General features: G+C 69.7%; 15 protein-coding genes. 8 read left to right on the forward strand and 7 right to left on the reverse strand.

The genetic code is table 11. The features are described from left to right. Positions 1 to 247: 247 nt before the first annotated feature. Entirely contained in the window at positions 248 to 1924 is a 1677-nt protein-coding gene (locus ACFXN1_RS30340) for an NTF2-like N-terminal transpeptidase domain-containing protein (RefSeq protein WP_379435444.1), read from the forward strand. Between the two features lie 22 nt (positions 1925 to 1946). On the opposite strand, the gene ACFXN1_RS30345 is transcribed toward ACFXN1_RS30340, so the two are convergent. The 3 genes from ACFXN1_RS30345 to ACFXN1_RS30355 all read right to left on the reverse strand — a co-directional run bounded on the left by ACFXN1_RS30345 (position 1947) and on the right by ACFXN1_RS30355 (position 5076). Continuing rightward, positions 1947 to 2330 carry a DUF3054 domain-containing protein gene (locus tag ACFXN1_RS30345; RefSeq protein ID WP_379435443.1) on the reverse strand — a complete coding sequence of 128 codons (384 nt, stop codon included), beginning with the start codon at positions 2328 to 2330 and terminating at the stop codon, positions 1947 to 1949. A gap of 78 nt (positions 2331 to 2408) precedes the next feature. Next, positions 2409 to 3554, reverse strand: coding sequence for a YbhN family protein (locus tag ACFXN1_RS30350; protein WP_379402921.1), 1146 nt, complete (start codon positions 3552 to 3554; stop codon positions 2409 to 2411). Positions 3555 to 3558: 4 nt separating this feature from the next. After that, entirely contained in the window at positions 3559 to 5076 is a 1518-nt protein-coding gene (locus tag ACFXN1_RS30355) for an adenylate/guanylate cyclase domain-containing protein (RefSeq protein WP_379402959.1), read from the reverse strand. 110 nt (positions 5077 to 5186) lie between these two features. Between ACFXN1_RS30355 and ACFXN1_RS30360 the strand changes: the two genes are divergently transcribed. The 5 genes from ACFXN1_RS30360 (at position 5187) to ACFXN1_RS30380 (ending at position 9973) form a co-directional block, all read left to right on the forward strand. Continuing rightward, positions 5187 to 6446 carry an AI-2E family transporter gene (locus ACFXN1_RS30360; RefSeq protein WP_379402958.1) on the forward strand — a complete coding sequence of 420 codons (1260 nt, stop codon included), beginning with the start codon at positions 5187 to 5189 and terminating at the stop codon, positions 6444 to 6446. Between the two features lie 2 nt (positions 6447 to 6448). Then, positions 6449 to 7633 (forward strand): MacS family sensor histidine kinase, encoded by a 1185-nt coding sequence (gene macS, locus ACFXN1_RS30365; RefSeq protein WP_379435441.1) that lies wholly within the window; start codon positions 6449 to 6451, stop codon positions 7631 to 7633. Between the two features lie 37 nt (positions 7634 to 7670). Then, positions 7671 to 8333 carry a response regulator gene (locus ACFXN1_RS30370; protein WP_379402919.1) on the forward strand — a complete coding sequence of 221 codons (663 nt, stop codon included), beginning with the start codon at positions 7671 to 7673 and terminating at the stop codon, positions 8331 to 8333. 108 nt (positions 8334 to 8441) lie between these two features. After that, positions 8442 to 9083 (forward strand): DUF1707 domain-containing protein, encoded by a 642-nt coding sequence (locus tag ACFXN1_RS30375; protein ID WP_379435570.1) that lies wholly within the window; start codon positions 8442 to 8444, stop codon positions 9081 to 9083. A 74-nt stretch (positions 9084 to 9157) separates the two neighbouring features. After that, positions 9158 to 9973 carry an alpha/beta fold hydrolase gene (locus ACFXN1_RS30380; protein WP_379435440.1) on the forward strand — a complete coding sequence of 272 codons (816 nt, stop codon included), beginning with the start codon at positions 9158 to 9160 and terminating at the stop codon, positions 9971 to 9973. A 171-nt stretch (positions 9974 to 10144) separates the two neighbouring features. Here ACFXN1_RS30380 and ACFXN1_RS30385 read toward each other — a convergent pair whose 3' ends face one another. The 4 genes from ACFXN1_RS30385 to ACFXN1_RS30400 are packed head-to-tail and all read right to left on the reverse strand — an operon-like array spanning position 10145 to position 16437. After that, positions 10145 to 13405, reverse strand: coding sequence for an MMPL family transporter (locus ACFXN1_RS30385; RefSeq protein WP_379435438.1), 3261 nt, complete (start codon positions 13403 to 13405; stop codon positions 10145 to 10147). Further along, positions 13405 to 14175, reverse strand: a complete 771-nt coding sequence (locus ACFXN1_RS30390; protein ID WP_364609557.1) for an NYN domain-containing protein — start codon at positions 14173 to 14175, stop codon at positions 13405 to 13407. Before ACFXN1_RS30390 ends, ACFXN1_RS30385 begins: the two co-directional genes overlap by 1 nt. Beyond that, on the reverse strand, positions 14172 to 15005 hold the full coding sequence (trmB, locus tag ACFXN1_RS30395) for a tRNA (guanosine(46)-N7)-methyltransferase TrmB (RefSeq protein ID WP_379435437.1): 834 nt from the start codon (positions 15003 to 15005) through the stop codon (positions 14172 to 14174). Before trmB ends, ACFXN1_RS30390 begins: the two co-directional genes overlap by 4 nt. Positions 15006 to 15063: 58 nt before the next feature. Next, complete coding sequence (locus ACFXN1_RS30400; protein ID WP_379435435.1) at positions 15064 to 16437, reverse strand: lipase family protein; 1374 nt, start codon at positions 16435 to 16437, stop codon at positions 15064 to 15066. A gap of 240 nt (positions 16438 to 16677) precedes the next feature. On the opposite strand from ACFXN1_RS30400, the gene ACFXN1_RS30405 reads away from it, so the two are divergent. Together ACFXN1_RS30405 and ACFXN1_RS30410 are read left to right on the forward strand one after the other, a co-directional pair. After that, complete coding sequence (locus ACFXN1_RS30405; protein ID WP_379435434.1) at positions 16678 to 17346, forward strand: hypothetical protein; 669 nt, start codon at positions 16678 to 16680, stop codon at positions 17344 to 17346. Between the two features lie 45 nt (positions 17347 to 17391). Continuing rightward, entirely contained in the window at positions 17392 to 19107 is a 1716-nt protein-coding gene (locus ACFXN1_RS30410; protein WP_379435432.1) for a hypothetical protein, read from the forward strand. The last annotated feature ends 138 nt before the right edge of the window (positions 19108 to 19245 follow it).

The following is a 19245-nucleotide window of genomic DNA, read 5'->3' on the forward strand; positions in this document are numbered from 1 at the left end:
GGTTCGGCGGCTTCGCCGAGGCCGGCCCGCAACGCTGTCACCAGTAAGAACCGAACGGTCTGCCGAGTCTCGAATACGCCAGGGGATGTAACCGACCGGTGATCATGTAAGTGGTCACTGCTGACCGATTTCGGCACTATGGTGGTGCTCGATGCAAGTGCGCCTGGTGGGATGGTGAAGTCGCGGGCGTTCGCCGCGCGGTACCGTGGACCTGTTGCTGATGTGGCCAGAGTGAAGAGTGGGCGATATGGATGTGTGGGGATCCCGCCGCTTCCGGGTACGGGGTGCGATCGCACTCGCGGGTGTGGCAGCCGTCGCGATCGCGATGGGGTCATGTGGTTTTCGGGAGCGGTCGACGGGTGCGGAGGCGGTGGTCGAACGGTTCACCACGCTGATCGACAAGAAGGACTATGACGGGGCATCGCGGCTGACCTCCTACCCGGCGGGTGCGTCGGCAACGCTGAAGCAAGTCTTCGAGGGACTCGACCCGGGCAAGCCCGACTATCACGTGACCCAGTTCACCGGACTGAACGGTACGACCGGACTCTTCTCCATGACCGGCGCCTGGAACTTCGGCGACAAGCGGGACTGGAAATACGACCTACAGGGTACGGTGCGCAAACTCAGTGTGGGCTGGCGTATCTCGTGGGATCCGGCCATGGTCATGCCGCAGCTGGACGCCAAGCGCAGCGCCAAGCTGGTGCGCACCTTCGCCACCCCCTCACCGCGGGTGAACGACATTGTCGGGCAGCCGCTCATGACCGAGCAGACCATCAATGTGGTCCAGCTGGACCCGGCCAAGATCACCGACCCGGTCACCTCCACCAACGCGCTGGCCGCCGCCATCGCCCCGGTCGCGCCGCTCATCGACGGACCGTCGCTGATGCAGCAGCTCGCGGCCTCGCAGGGCAAACCCTTCGTCGCGGTCAACCTGCGCGACGGTGACTTCGCCATCCTCGAGCCGCGCATGGCCCCGATCCCGGGTGTGGTGCTGCTGAAGCAGCCCAAGCTCATCTCCGCGGACCGCCGGGTCTGGTCGCCCATGCTCGACGCGCTGACCAAGGTGTGGCAGGACGATCGCGACGCGCACTCCGGCTGGGGTGTGCAATTGTTCGAGCCCGACGGCAGTTTCGTCACCCAGCTGGCCGGCGAGCAGGGCCCGCCCGGACCCGACATTCCGGCCACCATGGACCAGCGCCTGCAGCGCGCCGCCGAGGACGCCGCGGTGAGCACCGGCTCGCCCACCTCCATCGTGGCCATCCAGCCCTCCAGCGGGGCCCTGGTCGCGGTGGCGCAGAACAGTCAGGCCAGCGAGCACGGCAATATCGCCTTCACCGGGCAGTACCCGGTCGGCGGCATGATCGAGCTGTTCAAGAACGTCGCCGCGGTGACCAAACACAAAGCGCCGCAGGATGTCTCGGTCGGCGATGCGGCGGACGCGGCCAGTCTGCTCGGCATCGGCATCGACTTCAAGGTGCCCGGCCTCGACGAGACCACCGGCCGGCTGCCCACCGGCAAGAACGCCGCCGAGAACGTGGGCCGCGGCAATGCCGCCGACTCGCTGCTGGCCAGCCCGTGGGGCATGGCCATCGCGGCGGCCGCCATCGCCAAGGGCCAGGTGCCCAAGCCGATGATCACCATCGGCCAGCCCGCCACCACCGAGGCCGACCTGGCCGCACTGCCCGGCGAGGCCACCGACCGGCTGCGCGGCATGCTGCACGACGGGGTCGGCGCGCCGGAGATGGCCAGCCTCAACAGGTATCGCGATGTGCAGGCCTACGGGGCCACCACCGGCAACAACGCCTGGCTCATCGCCACCATGGGAGACCTGGCCTTCGCCATCCACATCGACGATCCGGACAGCGGGGATCTCACCGCGCGGGTGGCGGCGCGCCTGCTGCAGTCGCTGGCCTCGCCCGACTAGCGAGAGCGCAGTACCCGCAACGTCAACGAGAGCGCAGCACCTGCACGGCGGCGCGCCAGCCGATCAGGAACAGGGCCAGGAAGGTCGCTGCCACCAGGAAGAAGCTGACGGCGAGGCCCTGACCGGACACGGCACGTAGCAGCATGCCGCCGACCAGGGTGCTCAGCCACACGATCACGCCGGTCGGCCACACCGCGCGGCCGTCGAAACGTCGTGCCGCGCGCAGACCTTCCCGGCCCGTCGCCACCGCCAGCGCGATCACCCAGCCCAGCAGCAACCCCGTGCCGAACGGCCAGACGGTGCGCAGCAGACCCGCGCCGATCGCCTCGTCGTGACTGCGCCGCCCGATCGCGCAGAACACGACCACGAGGGCGACATCGACGACGAGGGGCACGAGTTTCTTCACGCGGCACAGGGTATCGGGCGTCCCGGGGGCGCCTGTGCAGGGACACTCCACCCTGGCCGGTCACGCCGGAGGGGCGGGTCAGGCCGACGCCGCGTCCGGATCGGCCGGCGGATTGGGCCGGCGCCGGTCGGTGACCAGCGAATTGCCGCGCTCCTCGAATTCCTTCTCGAGCTCGGCGTCGTCGGCCTGCGGCTTGCGGTACAGGAAGAGGAAGACGATCCAGCCGACGATCGCCACCAGGATGAAGCTGATCAGCCGGTAGAGGAACGCCGCCGCCACGGCCTGTGCGGCCGGCAGCCCGGCCGCCGCGGTCAGCGAATAGATGAGGGTGGCGTCCACATAGACGATGCCGCCCGGTGCCAAAGGGATGGTGCCCACGGCCTTTCCGGCCGCGAAGGCCAGCATCAGCCCGGCCCAGTGCGGATCCGCGCCCACCGCGTAGCAGGCGAAACCCAGGCAGGCCACATCGGCGAACCGGTGCACGAGCGCCCACACCACCACCCACGCGCCATCCCGTTTGCCCAGATCCACCGACTCCAGCTGGGTCAGGATCTCGGCCACCTTCTCCATGCCGGCGTCGGCGGGCCTGCGCCGAATCCGATTGACCAGGTGCAGGATTCGCTGCGCCAGCGCCTGCACCCCGCCGGGGTGGCGGGAGACGTAGTTGAAGGTCCAGATCAGCAGGGCGACGGTGCCCAGCGTCAGGATCACCTTGCCCGGGCCGACCCGGTCCCCGGACAGCACCGCGCCGAACAGGCCCAGCAGCGTCAGCCCGGCCGCCGCGATCACGCCCGACATCACCAGCTGCCAGGACGCCACGATCGGGCTGGCGCCCCAGCGCCGGGTCTGCCGGTAGGTGAAGGCCGCCGAGAACACCTGGCCCGCGGGCAGCGTCAGCGACATGCCGGTGGAGCCGTACACCACCGACACCGATTTCCGCTGGCTCACCTCGACGCCGCCGGCGTGCAGCAGCTGTTTCTGGATGCGGCCGAAGCCACTCATGGAAAACGCCGCCATGACGATGCAGGCGGCGACCCATCCCCAGTGGATTTCGCTGAGGTTCTTCCAGGATTCGTGCAGGCGCGGATATAGATATATGCCTTCGGAAATCAGCAACGCCGCCAGCGCGGCGCCGAGAACCCATTTGGCCCACCAGAACCTGCCACGGTGCTCGTCATCCGCGGGCGGCGCAGGATCGCCGGCCAGCTCACCATGGGCCGTCACGCCGTCAGCCTAACGAACTCGCCGCCGCCTCGTCTGCATCAGCCGGGTCGATGCTTTCCCGCGGCCAGGCCAGCCGGGTTTTCCGGCGGCGCCCGCGCAGTTGCACCTCCTCGCCGGTCTGCCAATGCCGCTGCTCGTTCTCATCGGCGAAAAACAGTGCGCTCGACGAGGTCAGGACGCGTTCCGGGCGGTCCTTGGCGAGTTCGGTCAGGCGCGACGCCTCGTTCACCGGATCACCGATCACGGTGTATTCGAAACGATTTGCGCCACCGATATTCCCGGCCACCGCCAGCCCTGCGGAGACGCCGATTCCGATATCCAGCCCGGCCACCTCGCGCAGGGCTTCGCGCAGCTCACGGGCCGCGGCGAGGGCCGCGGTCGGTGCGTCGGGGCGGTCCAGCGGGGCGCCGAAGATGGCCAGCGCGGCATCGCCCATGAATTTGTTGATGAGCCCGTGGTTGCGGTCGATGACATCCACCACCACGCGGAAGAACTCGTTGAGCAGACTGACCACTTCGGTCGGCGGGCGCTCCGCGGCGGTCGCGGTCGAACCGACCATATCCACGAACAACACCGCCACGAATCGGGTTTCACCACCGAGTTCGGTGCCGTACTCGAGCGCTCGACGCGCCACGTCCTCACCGACATGCTGACCGAACAATTCCTGCAGTTCCCGGCGTTTGGCGGCCTCACCCATCATTCGGTTGAAGCCAACCTGCAGCAGCCCGATTTCCGAACCGTCGAAAACTTCGACCTGCACATCCCGCGCACCCTCCTGCACGCGGTCGATGGCCTGGCTGAGCTGGCGAATCGGATCGGAAATGGAAGAGCCGGTGAGCATGGAAAGCGCCAGCGCCTGCATGATCACCACACCGCACAACAGCAGAATCGAGACGGCCAGCGATTGCGCGGAAAACTGGACGCGAGAAGAAATCTGGGTGACGCACAGCAGCACGATGGCAATCGTCGGCGCGAAGGTGCCCATGCCCCAGGTCATGGCCATCCGGGTGCCGACGCCCGCGGTCAGGGTGTGGTCGAAGGCCCCCGTGGTCAGCGCCTCGGCCGCGACCGGCCGCAGGATCCGCTCGCCCAGCATGTAGGTGAAGCCGAAAACGATGGTGGCGGCCATACATTCGGTCACGATCACCGCCGCGGCCAGCTCGGGGGTCCGCACGATGATGACCGAGGCCAGCACGCCACCGCCGACCAGCCACAGCACCAGATGCACGATGGCCTGCCGCAGCGGGGCGTGCAGCGCCGCCATCTGCTCCTGCCGCGACGGCGGCCCGCCGCGCATCTGCCACCGCATGACCGGCCGCAGCATGAGCGCCGACGCGGTCACGCTCAGGAACCCGCCGATCACGAAGACCAGCCCCGGGATCAGCAGCCCGGTCTGCCGGGTCGCGCTGGTCCCGCCCTCCGGAACCGGTAGCCCGTACTGGATGAAGGCCCACACCAGGACAGCGCCGAAGGCGTTGGCCGCCAGCATCGAAGCCAAGTACAGCGGCCAGCGGGTATGCATGGTCTGTTTGACCGCTTCCAGGGGCGCTGACACGATCACCAATCTAGCGTTTGGATCGCCGGTACATGCCCGCGGAGGTTTCGGCCGTTAGGCTCGGCCTCGTGAGCGAGGTGCAGGCAGGGTCCGGCAGATCGAGCGAATCCGGCGTGGTGCGCCGGCGCGACGCGGAGGCGGTGCATCCCATCGTGCGGCAGACCGCCGAGTGGTGCTGGCGGTTGCTGATCATCTTCGCGGCGGTGCTCGCGGTGGCCTATCTGGCGCGGCGGCTCTCGACGGTCACCATTCCGATTTCCATCGCACTGCTGGGCGCCGCCCTGATGGCGCCGCTGGTCAATTGGATGCAGCGGTTCGGGGTGCCGCGGGCGATCGGGGTGTTCGTGGCGCTGGTGGGGGCGCTCGGTCTGCTCGCCGGAATCATGACCTTCGTCGTCGAGCAGTTCGTCTCGGGTGTGCCGCAGCTGTCGGACGAGTTCAAGACCTCCGTGCACCAGGTGCAGGACTGGCTGATCAACGGTCCGCTGCACCTGAGCAACGACCAGATCCGCAATGCGGGCGACACCATCGTCAAAACCGTCGAGTCGAACAAGGACGCGCTGACCAACGGGGCGCTCACCACCGCCACGGTCATCGGTGAATTCTTCACCGGCACGTTCCTGACCCTGTTCATCCTCATCTTCTTCCTCTACGGCGGCGACCAGATCTGGGAGTTCGTGACCCGGATCGTCCCGACCCGGCACCGGGCGAAGGTCCGTCAGGCCGGGCGGCTGGGCTTCGGCACGCTGACCGGCTTCGTCCGCGCCACCGTCATGGTGGCGGCGGTGGACGCCATCGGTATCGGCGCGGGCCTGGCCATTCTCAATGTGCCGCTGGCGCTTCCGCTGGCCTCGCTGGTCTTCATCGGTGCGTTCATCCCGATCGTGGGTTCGTTCATCGCCGGTTCGGTGGCGGTCTTCATCGCGCTCATGACCAAGGGCATCGTCACCGCGCTCATCGTGCTGGGCATCACGGTGGCGGTCATGCAGCTGGAAGGCCATGTGCTGCAACCGCTGCTGATGGGCCGCGCGGTCCGTATCCATCCGCTGGCCGTGGTGCTCGCCATCGCGGCGGGCGTGGTGCTGGCGGGTCTGGCGGGCGGTCTGCTCGCGGTGCCGTTCGTGGCGGTGCTCAATACCGCCCTGCGCTCGCTGCTGGCCGACTCGCCCGACGAGCTCTACCAGGACCTGCACACCGGCGACCCGACCAAACCCATGTTCAGCGCCGAACCCGATACTCCCGATCCGGACCGCTACAAGGTGCCGGTGCCCGTGGCCGAGGACGACCACGAGACGCCCCCGAAGCCCGCGGGCGGCAGCGGGGACGCCGGGGACTGACGGTGGCCCGGGGGCAGGCGGAGCCGGATCCCGCCTGGGCGGCCACCGCGCCGCTGTGGCGGGCCGTGCAGGCGTTCCGGCTGGTCACCCTGCTGTACGCGGTAGGCCAGCAGATCGCCTCGGTGTCGTACTACAGCAATCAGCGGCTGAGCTGGGCGCTGATCGCCGTGATGGCGGTGTGGTCGGGTATCTCGGCGGTGCTGTTGTCGCAGTGGCGGATCCGGCACGAGCCGCGGGTGCGCACGGCCGTGGTGGTCGGCGACCATCTCGTGGTCATCGCCCTGATCTTCGCGACCCGGCTGGTCGCGCCCTACGACTGGTATCACCACCATCAGACCCTGCCCACCACGCTCTGGGCCGCCAATGCCGTTGTCTCCGCGGCGATTCTGTGGGGACCGTTCGGCGGCATCTGCTCGGGGCTGCTCATCTCCGCCGCCGTCATCACCGCACGGGCGCAGTGGGACTTCGACGTGTGGCGTGACGCGACGCTGCCCGTCCTGATCTCGGTGGGCCTCGCGCTGGGCCTGGCCTCCGATACCGCCCGCCGCGCGCACGCGCAGCTGCAGCGCGCCGTCCGGCTCACCGCCGCCGCCCAGGAACGCGAACGCCTGGCCCGCGAGGTGCACGACGGAGTCCTGCAGGTACTCAGCTACATCAAGCGCCACGGCAATGAAATCGGCGGCCCGACAGCCGAACTGGCGCAGCGCGCGGGCGAGCAGGAGGTGGCGCTGCGGGTGCTCATCTCCGAACAGGGCGATCGCACCGACGCCGGGGGCGCGGAGGAGGATCTGCGGCCGCTGCTCACCGCCCAGGCCACCCCGTCCGTGTTCGTCTCCACCCCCGGTCATCCGGTGCCGCTGGGCCACTGGGCGGCGCGCGAGGTCGCCGCCGCCGTGGCCGCCGCCCTCGCCAATGTGGTCCAGCACGCCGGGCCGGGCGCGAAAGCGTATGTGCTGCTGGAAGATACCGGCGACGAGCTCATCGTGAGCGTGCGCGACGACGGCCCCGGCATTCCGCCCGGCCGACTCGCCGAGGCCGAAGGGCAAGGGCGCATGGGTGTTTCGCGGTCCATCGTCGGGCGCATCGCCGCCCTCGGCGGCACCGCGCAGCTGCTGTTCGAGGCGGCGCCCGCCGACGGTGAGGGCGCGGAATGGGAGTTCCGCGTGCCCCTGGAACCGCGACACTGAGAGCCCTCGAACGGCCACAATGAGATCGGAGGCGGACATGACCGAATCGGATGCCGGAATCACGGTGATGGTGGTGGACGACCACCCGATCTGGCGGGACGGGGTTGCCCGCGACCTGGCCGAGGCCGGATTCGACGTGGTCGCCACCGCCGACGGCGTGCGCGCCGCCGGGGCCCGCGCGAGTGCCGTGCAACCGGCGGTCGTGCTCATGGACATGCAGCTCCCCGACGGCAACGGCGCCGACGCCACCGCCGAGGTGCTGCGGGTCTCCCCGCGCACCCGGGTGCTGGTGCTGTCGGCCTCCGCCGAACGCGACGATGTGCTCGACGCCATCAAGGCCGGCGCCACCGGCTACCTGGTCAAGAGCGCCTCGGCCACCGAACTGCTGGACGCCGTCCGCGCCACCGCGGCGGGACAGGCCGTCTTCACCCCGGGCCTGGCCGGTCTGGTCCTGGGCGAGTTCCGCCGGATCGCCGGCACCCCTGCCGAACGCGGCGAACCGCACCGCCCCGCCCTCACCGATCGCGAGACCGAGGTGCTGCGCATGGTGGCGAAGGGCTTGTCCGCCAAGCAGATCGCCACCCGGCTCGGGCTCAGTCACCGCACCGTGGAGAACCACGTGCAGTCCACGCTGCGCAAACTGCAACTCGGCAATCGCGTCGAGCTGACCCGCTACGCCATCGAGCAGGGCCTCGAGTAGGGGGACGGTTCAGGGATTGCCCTGATGCGGCGGCGGCCCCGTGCTGGCTAGCCTCGAAGCATGGGAGGTCCTGAAGCGGTTTCCGCGATCGTGACCGGCAACGCCATGATCGGCGACCGGGATCTACGGGTATCCGATGTCGAACGCGAACATGTCGGCCGGCTGCTGCAGCGCGCGGTCGGGCTGGGCATGCTGTCGCTGGGGGAATTCACCGAGCGCATGGACACCGCGCTCGCGGCCAAGACCCGCGGCGAACTCAATGCGGTGCTGATCGATCTGCCGGGCGTCCGGCTGGTCGGGCAGCCCGCCCCCGCCGGGCAGCATTTCGTGCAGCCGCAGCCCCGGTACGCGACCGCGCACCGGATGCCACCGGCCGTGCCCTCCAATGTGATTCGCGCGCGGCTGTCGAGCGTGGAGCGCAAGGGCGCCTGGCACGTGCCGCCGGCGCTGGCGATCAACAGCATGCTGGGCAGCGTGCGCCTGGACTTCACCCAGGCCGTCATGTCCACCCAGGTGGTGGAGATCCACGTGAACGACACCTGCAGTTCGATCGAACTGATCGTGCCGGCCGAGGCCACCGTGGACCTCAATGCCATCGACCTGATCGGCTCCAGCGCCAACACCAAGGTGCGCACCGGCCCGCCCATCGGGCCGCTGCACCTGGTCGTGCACGGCACGCTGCGGTTCAGCTCCGTCACCGCCAAGCACCCGTTCGGAACCAACTGGAAGCGGTTCCTCAACGGTGCGTGACCGCCGTGCCCGAGGCCGCAGTGCCGCGGAATCGAGCGCGGCGGCGGGCGGATCCGGGCGGTAGGGTCACGCACATGGTGGAAGGCGTCGCGACCCCGGAGGCAGTGCATCGATCCGGCGGCGGCGAGCCGCTGCTCCTGCTGCACGGTGTCCTGCTCACCTGGCAGTCCTGGGGCGCGGTGCTCGACGAGCTGGCCACCGGGCACACCGTGCTCGCCCCCACCCTCCCCGGCCACTGGGGCGGACCCGAGGCCGCCCGGCCCGCCACCGTGGCCGCCCTGGCCGACCACTGTGAGCGCCTGCTCGACGAATCCGGTTGGGACACCGCGCATATCGCGGGCAACTCGCTGGGTGGCTGGATCGCGCTGGAACTCGCCGCCCGCGGCCGCGCCCGATCCTGCACCGCCATCGCCCCCGCGGGCCTGTGGCGCACGCCTGCCGCCGCCGATTCGCTGCTGCGCAAGTTCCGGGCCTTCGGCCCGCTCATCGGCCTGGGACCCGACCGCCGGCCGAGCATGCCCTCGCTGCTGCGCAGCCTGCTGCTCCCGCTGCTCGCCGATCGTCCCGCCCTGGTGCCGAATCCGCTGGCCAAGGCGATGACCGCGGCCATCACCGAATGCGCCATCGTCGATGACCTGGCCGAAGATCCGGATCTTCCAACGGGTTTCACCCGGCTGAGTGAACTGGACATGCCCACCAGCATCCTGCTGCCCGACCGCGACCGCGTGCTCCCGCCCCACGTCTACGCCCCGCTGACCCCCACCCGGATCGTCGATGTGCGCACCCTGCCCGATCTCGGCCACGTCCCCATGCTCGAGGCCCCGGATCTGATCACCGCCGAGATCCGCGCCACCATCGCCCGCGCCGCGACGCCCGCCCACCCCGCCTGAGCCGCAGCGAGCCTCCTCGCCCGACTCACCGATCCCCTCCATACCCCCAGCCGCGATTGCACCCGGTGCTTTCGCCGGCCTTCGCCGACATGGACTCTGGCGCTCGTCTCGCGTGACCGCTGAAAAAGGAAGGCCCGGCCGATTCGGCCGGGCCTTCCTGTTGTCCGCGTATCAGTCGTGGTTCTGGCGGCGGAGCAGTTCGTTGACGCTCACCGTGCGTCCGTCGCCGCCCCGATGCTTGGCGTCCTCGTCCGGATTCTCGGCGGGCGGGCGACGCCGTGAGGAGCGCAGATCCGACATCCACTGCTCGATGCTGCTGCGGCCGGGGCCGTCCTGCGGCGCATCCTGCGCGGCGTGGTGCGTCGGATGCTGTTCCTCGGCAGCGGTTTCCGCGAGCTGTTCGGTGGGCTCGCTCTGCTCCGGCTCCGGGTGCGGCTGGTACAGCTGTGCCCGGGTCGCCGGATGCGGCGGGATCTTCGGCGTCGGCGGCGGCAGCACCCGCTCCGAACCGACCACCGGCGCGGGCGGCTGCGAATCCGCGGGCGCGGCAGGCGCTCCCGGCTGCGAGACCGACGGCATCGGGTTCACGGGGGCGACCGGCGGGGCCACGGCCTCGGGCGTACGCTGCGGCAGCCCGCCACCGGCATTCGCGGATCCCCGTGCGGGAGAAGCGAAGTCGCCGATGGGGTGCGGAGCCATCGGGCCGCGGGCCGCGCCCGGACCGGTGGGGTCGGCGCCCAGACCGGTGCGGCCGGAACCGAGATCGGTGGTCGGCGCGTCCTCCACGGCCGCGCTGATGCGCCGGGGGGCGAGCGGCGGGGTGACCTCCGCCGGTGCGGCGGTACCGGTTTCGCTGACCGGCGCTGGGGCGGGCTCACCGATGCCGACGGGCTTGGCGAAGGCCGGCACCGCAGTGGTCGACGGGGTGACGCCGTGGCCGGGACGCATGGCGGCGGACGGGAATCCGGGCGCGCGCTTGGTCTCCGGAGCCGGGGCAGCCGCGGAGCTGTCGGCGGGCCGCGTCGGCTCGGGGGTCTGCGGGGACTCGGTGCGCTGGGCGGGCTCCGCGGGCTGGACGGGCTGGGCCCGCTCGACCTTGTCGATGCGCTGGGTCGGGGCCTCGCTGTCCACGTCGACGGTGCGGGCCGGGCGCGGCTTGCGCGACCGCGCCGGGGCGGCGGTGCCGTCGGACAGGATCGGGATCTGCATGGTGACCGGGTCGGTGATCGGGGTGGTCTTCACCAGGTCGACCACCTCGCCGCCGCCGGGCCGCTCATCGTCGAGGATGGGCTCGCCCAGGCCGATCTTCTGCTGGATCTTCTTCATCCACTTGGGCGCCCACCAGCAGTCGTCGCCGAGCAGCTTCATGGTGGCCGGCACCAGCAGCATGCGCAGCACGGTCGCGTCGATGAACAGCGCCGACACCATGCCGTAGGCGATGTACTGCATCATCACCAGGTCGGAGAACGCGAACGCGCCCGTGACCACCAGCAGGATGAGCGCGGCGGCGGTGATGATGCGGCCGGTCTGCGCGGTGCCCGCGCGCACCGCCTCCGTGGTGCTCGCCCCCTGGGTCCGGGACTCGACCATGCGGGAGAGCAGGAACACCTCGTAGTCGATGGATAGGCCGTAGACCACGGAGATGATCAGCACCAGCACCGGCGACATGATCGGCTGCGGGGTGAAGTTCAGCAGGCCCGCGCCGTGGCCGTCGATGAAGATCCAGGTCAGGATGCCCAGCGTGGAACCCAGGCCGAGCGCGCTCATGAGCGCGGCCTTGATGGGCAGCACCAGCGAGCCGAAGGTGAGGAACATCAGGATGGTGGTCACCAGCACCACCAGCGCGATCATCAACGGCATGCGATCGACCAGTTGATCGATGCTGTCCTGCATCATCACCGGGGTTCCGCTGACCATCACCTCGGCGCCGTCCGGGACGTCGATCGCCCGCAGGTCGTCGATGGTCTCGGTGATGTCGCTGCCCTTGTCCAGCGGCCGCGAGGTCGTCCACACATTGGAGCCGTTGGGCGGCGTCTGCGGGAGCGAGAACGTGGTCTTGGGCTGCAGTCCGCGGGCCTGGTTGGCCTCGTCGAGGATGGTGCCGATGTCCTTCGGGTTATCGGTGATGATGACCAGCTGGACCGGGTCGGCCTTGCGCAGCGGGAAGGTCTCGTCGAAGTGCTGCTGCGCCAGGCGGGTCGGATTGTCCGGCGGCAGATAGGTTTCGCTGATACCGCCGAACTGCAGGTTCTTCACCGGGATGATCAGCAGCAGCAGGCCGATGGTCAGCGGGATGGCGACCTTGAGCGGGTGCTTCATCACCCAGGCGGTGAGCTTGCCCCAGAAACCGTTCTCGATTTGCTCGGTGGTCTTGGTCTTGCGGAACCGCTTGAGCCCCAGCGCATCCACGCGCGGACCCAGAATGGACAGCAGCGCGGGCAGGATGGTGACCGCGGACGCCGCGGCCAGTGCGACCGTCGCGATGGTGCCGTAGGCCACCGACTTGAGGAAGCCCTGCGGGAACAGCAGCATGCCGGCGCTGGCCGCGATGATCATCGTGGCGGAGAACAACACGGTGCGGCCCGAGGTCACAACCGTGCGCCGCACCGCCGCCTTGGTGTCGTAACCGTCGGCCACCTCCTCGCGGAAGCGGCTCACGATGAACAGGCCGTAGTCGATCGCCAGGCCCAGGCCGATCATCGAAACTACGGGGGAGACGAACGAATTCACCTCGGTGAACTTGGTGATCGCCATGACGATGCCGTTCGCGCCGAGCACCGTGAGGCCACCGATGATGAGCGGCAGCGCCGCCGCCACGATTCCGCCGAAGATGAAGAACAGCAGGATGGCCACCACCGGAATGGCGATGATCTCCATGCGCTTCTGGTCCTGCGCCATGGTGTCGTTCAGCGTGCCCGCGACCGGCTGCAGACCGGCGACCTCGACCTTGACGTCCGGAATGTAGAAGGCGTCCTTCACCTTCCGGTAGTTCCGCACCATGTCGGTGTCGTTGTCGCCCTTGATGGCGATGGAGGCGAAGGCGTGCTTGCGGTCCTGGCTGGCGGCCTGGGCCAGCTGCTGGCCGGTGTTGGTCTTCCACGGCGAGCCGTTGACCTGACCGATCTCCGGGTATTTCACCGGCAGGTTGTTCAGGTTGTCGATGATCTTCTGATTCCACGCGGGATCATCGACGGTGCTGCCGTCCGGCGCGGTGTACAGCACCACCACGTCGCTGTTGTGATCGCGCCCGTACACCTGGTCCTTCAGGACCGCGGCCTGAGAGGATTGGGAGTTCGGGTCGAACCATCCGCTGGAGCTGAGATGGTCCTCCAGCCCGAATCCGAAGGCTCCGAGCGAGAGCATTGCGGCCACGACAACACCGAGCACGGTGTAGCGCAGCTTGTAGACCAGGTCGCCCCAGCGGGTGAACACTAAGCGACTCCTTGAGCGGGGCGGGAGGTGAGCAGGGCCGACAGCGGCCGGAACGGCTGCAGCCACGCACCCTCGTCGGGCAGCGAGTCGAGGCTGACCCGGGGCAGCGGTTCACGGAACACGCCCGGGATGTCCTCGAGGTCGATGAACTCGAGAATATCCGACGTGACCGCCCAACTCGCGTGCTCGCGGAAACCCAGCACCTGAACAGGCACGCCGGAGCCGGCGATCTCCTCGAGCGGGGCGCGGAACGCCTGCCCGTCGGCGGAGGCCACCATGATCCCGGCCAGACCCGCGCCGCGACGGCGTAGTTCGATGTGGGAGAGCATGTCGCTGTCCACATCGGAGTCTTCGTCGATCTTGGGTTTGGCGAAGACGGCGTAGCCGACATTGCGCAGTGCCTCGACCCAGGGGCGCACCACATCGGCGGTGCCGGGGGCGATATTGGTGAAGACCGTGGCCTCGGGCTCGACCCGGGTGGTGCTGCCCACCGACAGTTCCGCGGTGCGGGCCAGCAGCCAGCGGCCGAGCGCGTCGAAGCGCGGGCGATAGGCGGCGGTCGGGCGTCCGCCGAGGATGGCGCCCAGGCCCATGTCGAGGTTCGGCGCATCCCAGACCAATAGGACGCGGCGCACATCGGTGGCGGTGCCGCCCAGGGCGACCCCGGCATTGCCGTGGAGCCCTGTGGTGCCCGATAGTTCGGTCGAATCGGTGCCGTGCATTATTCCGGCAACTTCCGACACACCGTGGGCCATCTCACTGACGCTCATGATTCGATCTTCCCCCAGATGAACTCGGTGATGGCGCTACCCGCGCGGAGTCCTTTGCTTTCGAACTTGGTAATCGGGCGTTCGAAACCAATCGGTGCTTTGTTCCGGTAGGCCTCGGGATCCCCTCCGGTCGGCTCGTTCATGCCAATGAGCTGGGGTTCCGAATTTCCGTACAGGCCGATCCACTCGGCGTAGTCCGCATGGTCGGTCGCCACATGCAACACGCCGCCCGGAATCAGCCGACTTGCGATGAGTGCGAAGGTTTCCGGCTGCAACAGCCGCCGCTTGTGGTGGCGCGCCTTCGGCCACGGGTCCGGGAAGAACACGCGCACCCCGGTCAGCGATTCGGGAGCAATCATATTTTCCAGGACATCCACGGCATCGCCGCGCAGCAGCCGGAGGTTGTCGATGCCCTCGCGCTCGACGCGCTGCACCAGCTGGGCCAGACCCGGCTTGTAGACCTCGATGCCGATCAGGTTGAACTGCGGCTCGGCCTGCGCCATGGCCGCGGTGGCGGTGCCGGTGCCACAGCCGATCTCGATGATCAGCGGCGCCGAGCGCCCGAACCAGGCGTCGGCGTCCAGCTTTTCGTCGGAGACGTCCTTGCCGATCACCGGCCACACCCGATCCCAGGCGTCCTGGCGCGCGGGCGATACCGCGCCGCGGCGGGCGCGGAAACTGGTGACCCGGGGATAGAGGCGGTTGCCCGCGGTCCGATCCGGCCGGCCGATGGCGGTCTCCGAGTGATCGGCGTCACCGTTGGCCTGGGCGGACCGCGGCCCGGAAACTGGCTCGGCAGTGTGGTTCGCGGCGTCGTTCACGGCGTCCATTGTCCAGTACCGGATAGTTCGCGCAGCAATCGACCACGGTTGCCGCGACCGCGATCACTCAGGCTGCCAGGCCCGAGACCTCGCCGGACGCCGGTGCGGCGGCCGGGCGCAGCGGCAGTCCGAGGGTGACTCGCATTGCGGTAGTTGCCATTTCCACCATGCCGCGCCAGTGTGCCGGGGACAGCGCGACCGACCAGACGGTCTTGGTTGTGGGTTCGGTAAGAGTCTTCCCGGCCAGCCGATCGGCCAGCCAGTCCAGGCTCATCGGGGTCGCCAGCGGCAGCAGTGAGAAATGCTCGCTGAGGCGATCGCGGACGTACCAGACCGCCGCGCCGCCCGCCCGGTACCGCTCGACCTGACCGTCGATGCCCGCGGCGTCGATGACCTGGTCGTGCACCGGCTGCACCACCAGCACCGGGCACGCGGGCGTGCGATTGCCCAGGCGCAGCTCGTCGAACATGTCCTCGAGATCCGGCAGGATCTCCGCCAGCGGACGCCGCAGATAGTCGTCCATGCGGCGGCCCACCAGCAGCGGCAGCACCGCGATCGGGCCCAGGGAACGGGCGCGGTCCAGCAGGCGACGGCCCTCGGGGGTGAAGTCGCGGCGCACCACCTCGGCCAGCGCCGGGTAGACCTGCTGCAGCGCGGCGATCACGATCGCCGGAAAGCCCGCGAACAGGCCGCCGTTCAGGTTCAGGAACACGTGGCGGGGATCGCCGACCGGCGCGCCCAGCACCGCCCCGACGATATTCAGCTCGGGCGCGTACTCGGGAGCCATCTCCACCAGCCACGAACTGGCCATGCCGCCACCGGAATAGCCCCACACGGCCACCCCGGTGTCCGCACGCAGACCCAGCGGCGCGAAACGCAGTGCGGCGCGGACACCGTCGAGACCACGGTAGCCGGGCTCGCGCGCCACGCCGAAATTCCCCTGCGGCCCTTCATGATCGGCGATGCTGACCGCCCACCCGCGGCGCAGCGCGTTCGCGACCAGCAGCCATTCGAGCTGGGTGATGGAGCCGGGGGACAGGGCGCCGCGCTGCAGCGCGTAGGACGGGGCGCAGCGGTCGGTCACGGCGTCCATGGCGGTCTGGAACGCCAGCAGCGGGCGCTCCGCATCCGGTTCGGCGCCCTCGGGCAGCAGCACGGTGGTGACCGCGACCTCGGGCCGGCCGTGCAGATCCTGGCTGCGGTACAGCAGCTGCCAGGCCGTCACGTGTTGCGGCACCAGGCCGAACAGCGCGATGTCGACCGGGCGGCTGCGCAGAATCGTGCCCGCCGCGTGGCGGGCGAACCCGCGCGGCGGATGGAAGAAGGGGTCCCGGCCCGGCGGCAGCGGGCGGCTGCTCGGCTGCCCGGCCGCTGCCGGTCGTAGTGTCCCTTGCGGGCCCGGTGTCCCGGATGATTCGATGACGTCCGCATTGACGGTCATCGCCACCTCCCCTCGTCGCGCCCGGCCGTGGACCGAGAGGGATCGCCGCAGCCGTGCATCGGCCCTGATGCCGACCGAATCGCCAGAGTAGGGCAATCCCAGGTGTCTGTGAAGAGCGGTTGCGCCGAATTGTGCGGGCGCACAGAAGGACCCGGACCGGTCTGCTTCCTCACCGCCTGACCTGCGTGTTTGTGATCCGAAATGCCCACGCGCCCAGGGGCATCCGGCTAGGCTGCCCGCGTGCCGGTCGGGCGATCTCCGCGCATCCAGGTGACGGGCCGGGCCCGAGCGGGCAAAACCACCCTGCGACATGCACTGTCGCTGCTCACCGCCGAAGAAACCCCGCCGGTCGACCAGCCCGGGCAACCGGACCCCGCACTCGACGCCGATCTCGTCCTCTATGTTCTCCCCGGCCTGGCCGGCCACGCCGACCGCCGCCTGCTCGCCACCGTCCACCCGGACCGCGCCCTTGTGGTACTCAACAAGGCCGATGCCATCGGCGCCCGCTGGCCCGACGCCGCCGCGGCGGCCGCCGACCTCACCGCCGAACTCGGTCTGCCCGTCTTCCCAGTGGTCGCGTCCCTCGCCGCGCGCACCCGCTCGGGCACCCTCACCGACGCCGACCTCCGGACTCTCCACCGCCATCGCGACCGCCCCGACCCGCCCCTCACCCTCTCGCACGACCTCTTCACCGCTCCCGACCTTGCCCCCGACCTGGAATCCCGCCGAGCCCTGCTGGACCGCTGGGACCTCTTCGGCGTCTCCTGCGCCCTCACAGCCCTCCGCCGCCACCCCACCCTGCCCCCGCAGCTGCTGCTGCAGATCCTCCACTGCGCCAGCGGAATAGAGCCCCTCCACCACGAACTCCACCGCCGCTACGAGGCCGTCGCCGCCGCGCTCGGCGATTGATTCGCCTGGGGCCAAGCCGAATACGCCGCCGGATACGAATCAGCGGTGTTGATCCCCGAACCCCGCCCCGCTGACTCGCCGCCGCTGCACGGGCTCGAACTGCCGCCGTTGCAGCGGCCGGCCCCGGCCGATGCGGACCGGTCCGTCCGGGGCGGTGCACCCGTCGCTGAACCTCCCGCATCGCCGGCCGAGCTGCCCGCGGCGGTGGAAGCCGTTGTCATGCGCTGGAATCCGCACGGTCTGGCCCTGCTGCGGGCGATTGTCCCGGAGCCGCGGGCCGGAGTCACCGCGATCGCGCTCCTCAGCGGCGACGAGTCGCACGCGGCGGCATTGCGGGTCGAGTTGGCTCGGTTCCAGCCGCGTATCGACCTCATCGTCGTCACAGCGGCCGGAGCCGACACCGCGGACGCCGATCCGGCGTCCGCGACCGGCGCGGGACCCGGGGCGCGCCCGTGTCCGGTGGCGCTCGTCGTGCTCGACGCCGGGGCGCTGATCGGCGGCGAAATGCTGGCGCGGGTGCGGGCGCTGCGGGCGGACGGGACGCGGATCGTGTTCGCGCTGGATGGGATTCACGCGCATCGGCAGTGGCGGGAGGTGCGGAAGCTGGGTGTCGAGCTGCTGGCGAAGGCCGGTGGCGAGAGCGGGGCGGAGATCGTGCCGGTGTCGGCGCGGATGGCGGCGGTGGCGCGGGCGGCGGGGGATCCGGCGCTGCTGGACCGGTCGGGGGTGGGGCTGTTGCACGCGCGGCTGGTGGCGGCGGCCGGGGCGGGAGCGGTGGGGGATCAGGTGGCGATCGTGCGGGAGCGGGTGGTGGCCGAGACGCGGCGGCGGATCCGGGCGCAGCTCGGGAAGCTGCGGGACGGCGGGGATGTGGCGGGACTGCGGGAGGAGCGGGCGCGGCTGCTGGCGGTGAGTGACGGCGGGCGGGGCTCGGCCATGACGATCGTGCGGAATCGGCTGCAGTTGGCGCGAGTGGATCTGTTGCACGAGGTCGGAGCCAGAATCCGGGCGCTGCACGGGGAGCTGCGGGCCGAAATCGAACGCCTGCCGCGCAGCGCACACGCCGAATTTCCGCGGCATGTGAGCGATTCTGTGGAAAAACTCACACAGGAGATGGATCGCTCGATTCGCTCCCGGATCGGCGAATTGTGCCGTCAGGTCGAAGAATCCGTCGCGGAGGAATGGCATATATCTTTTCCGGCACCCGCGGAACGGGTGTCGAGGGCGGTTCCCACGCCGGGCCCGCGGCTACGAGGTGCGGAGGACCACCTCGTGATCGCGCTCGGCGCCTCGGCCGGCTTCGGACTGGGCCGGCTGGTGGTGGCGCCGCTGGCCCTGCTGCAGGCCTTCGACTTCGCGATCGTGCCGGTCAGTCTGCTCCTCGGTGCCGCCGCCGCGGGCTGGGTGGTGCGCGCCCGCCGGCACCTCGCCGATCACGCTCACCTGCGGCAATGGGTGGCGGACACGCTGGTCGACGCCCGGGCGCAGCTGGAACAGCGGGTCGCCACCGCCCTGGTCGACGCCGAGGAACGGCTCACCGACGAGGTGCTCGGCAGTGCCACCGCGCGCATGGTGGAAACCGATCTGCGGGTCGGTGAATTGGAGGCGCAATTGCGGCAGGCGGCGCAGCGGCGCCCCGCTTTACTGCTGGCATGCGACCGTGACCTGGCCGCACTCGAATTCGCTCAGCGGCTGGTCGGAGGTTTCGACCCGGTACCGAGTGGACAACCCGATTCCGTACACCCCGATATATGGCGTTAACCTCTATGGCAGGAACCAGGGCATCCGTTGCGTTCTTGTACGCGCGTCCAGCCGGTACGGGCAAGCGTCGAGACCAGCGGGAGCCCTGCCGCAATTGGTGGCACTCGGTGTCGCGAGCCGTGGTCCTCGGCTCGATGA

The organism is Nocardia sp. NPDC059154, from assembly GCF_042755705.1.
Taxonomy (GTDB): domain Bacteria; phylum Actinomycetota; class Actinomycetes; order Mycobacteriales; family Mycobacteriaceae; genus Nocardia.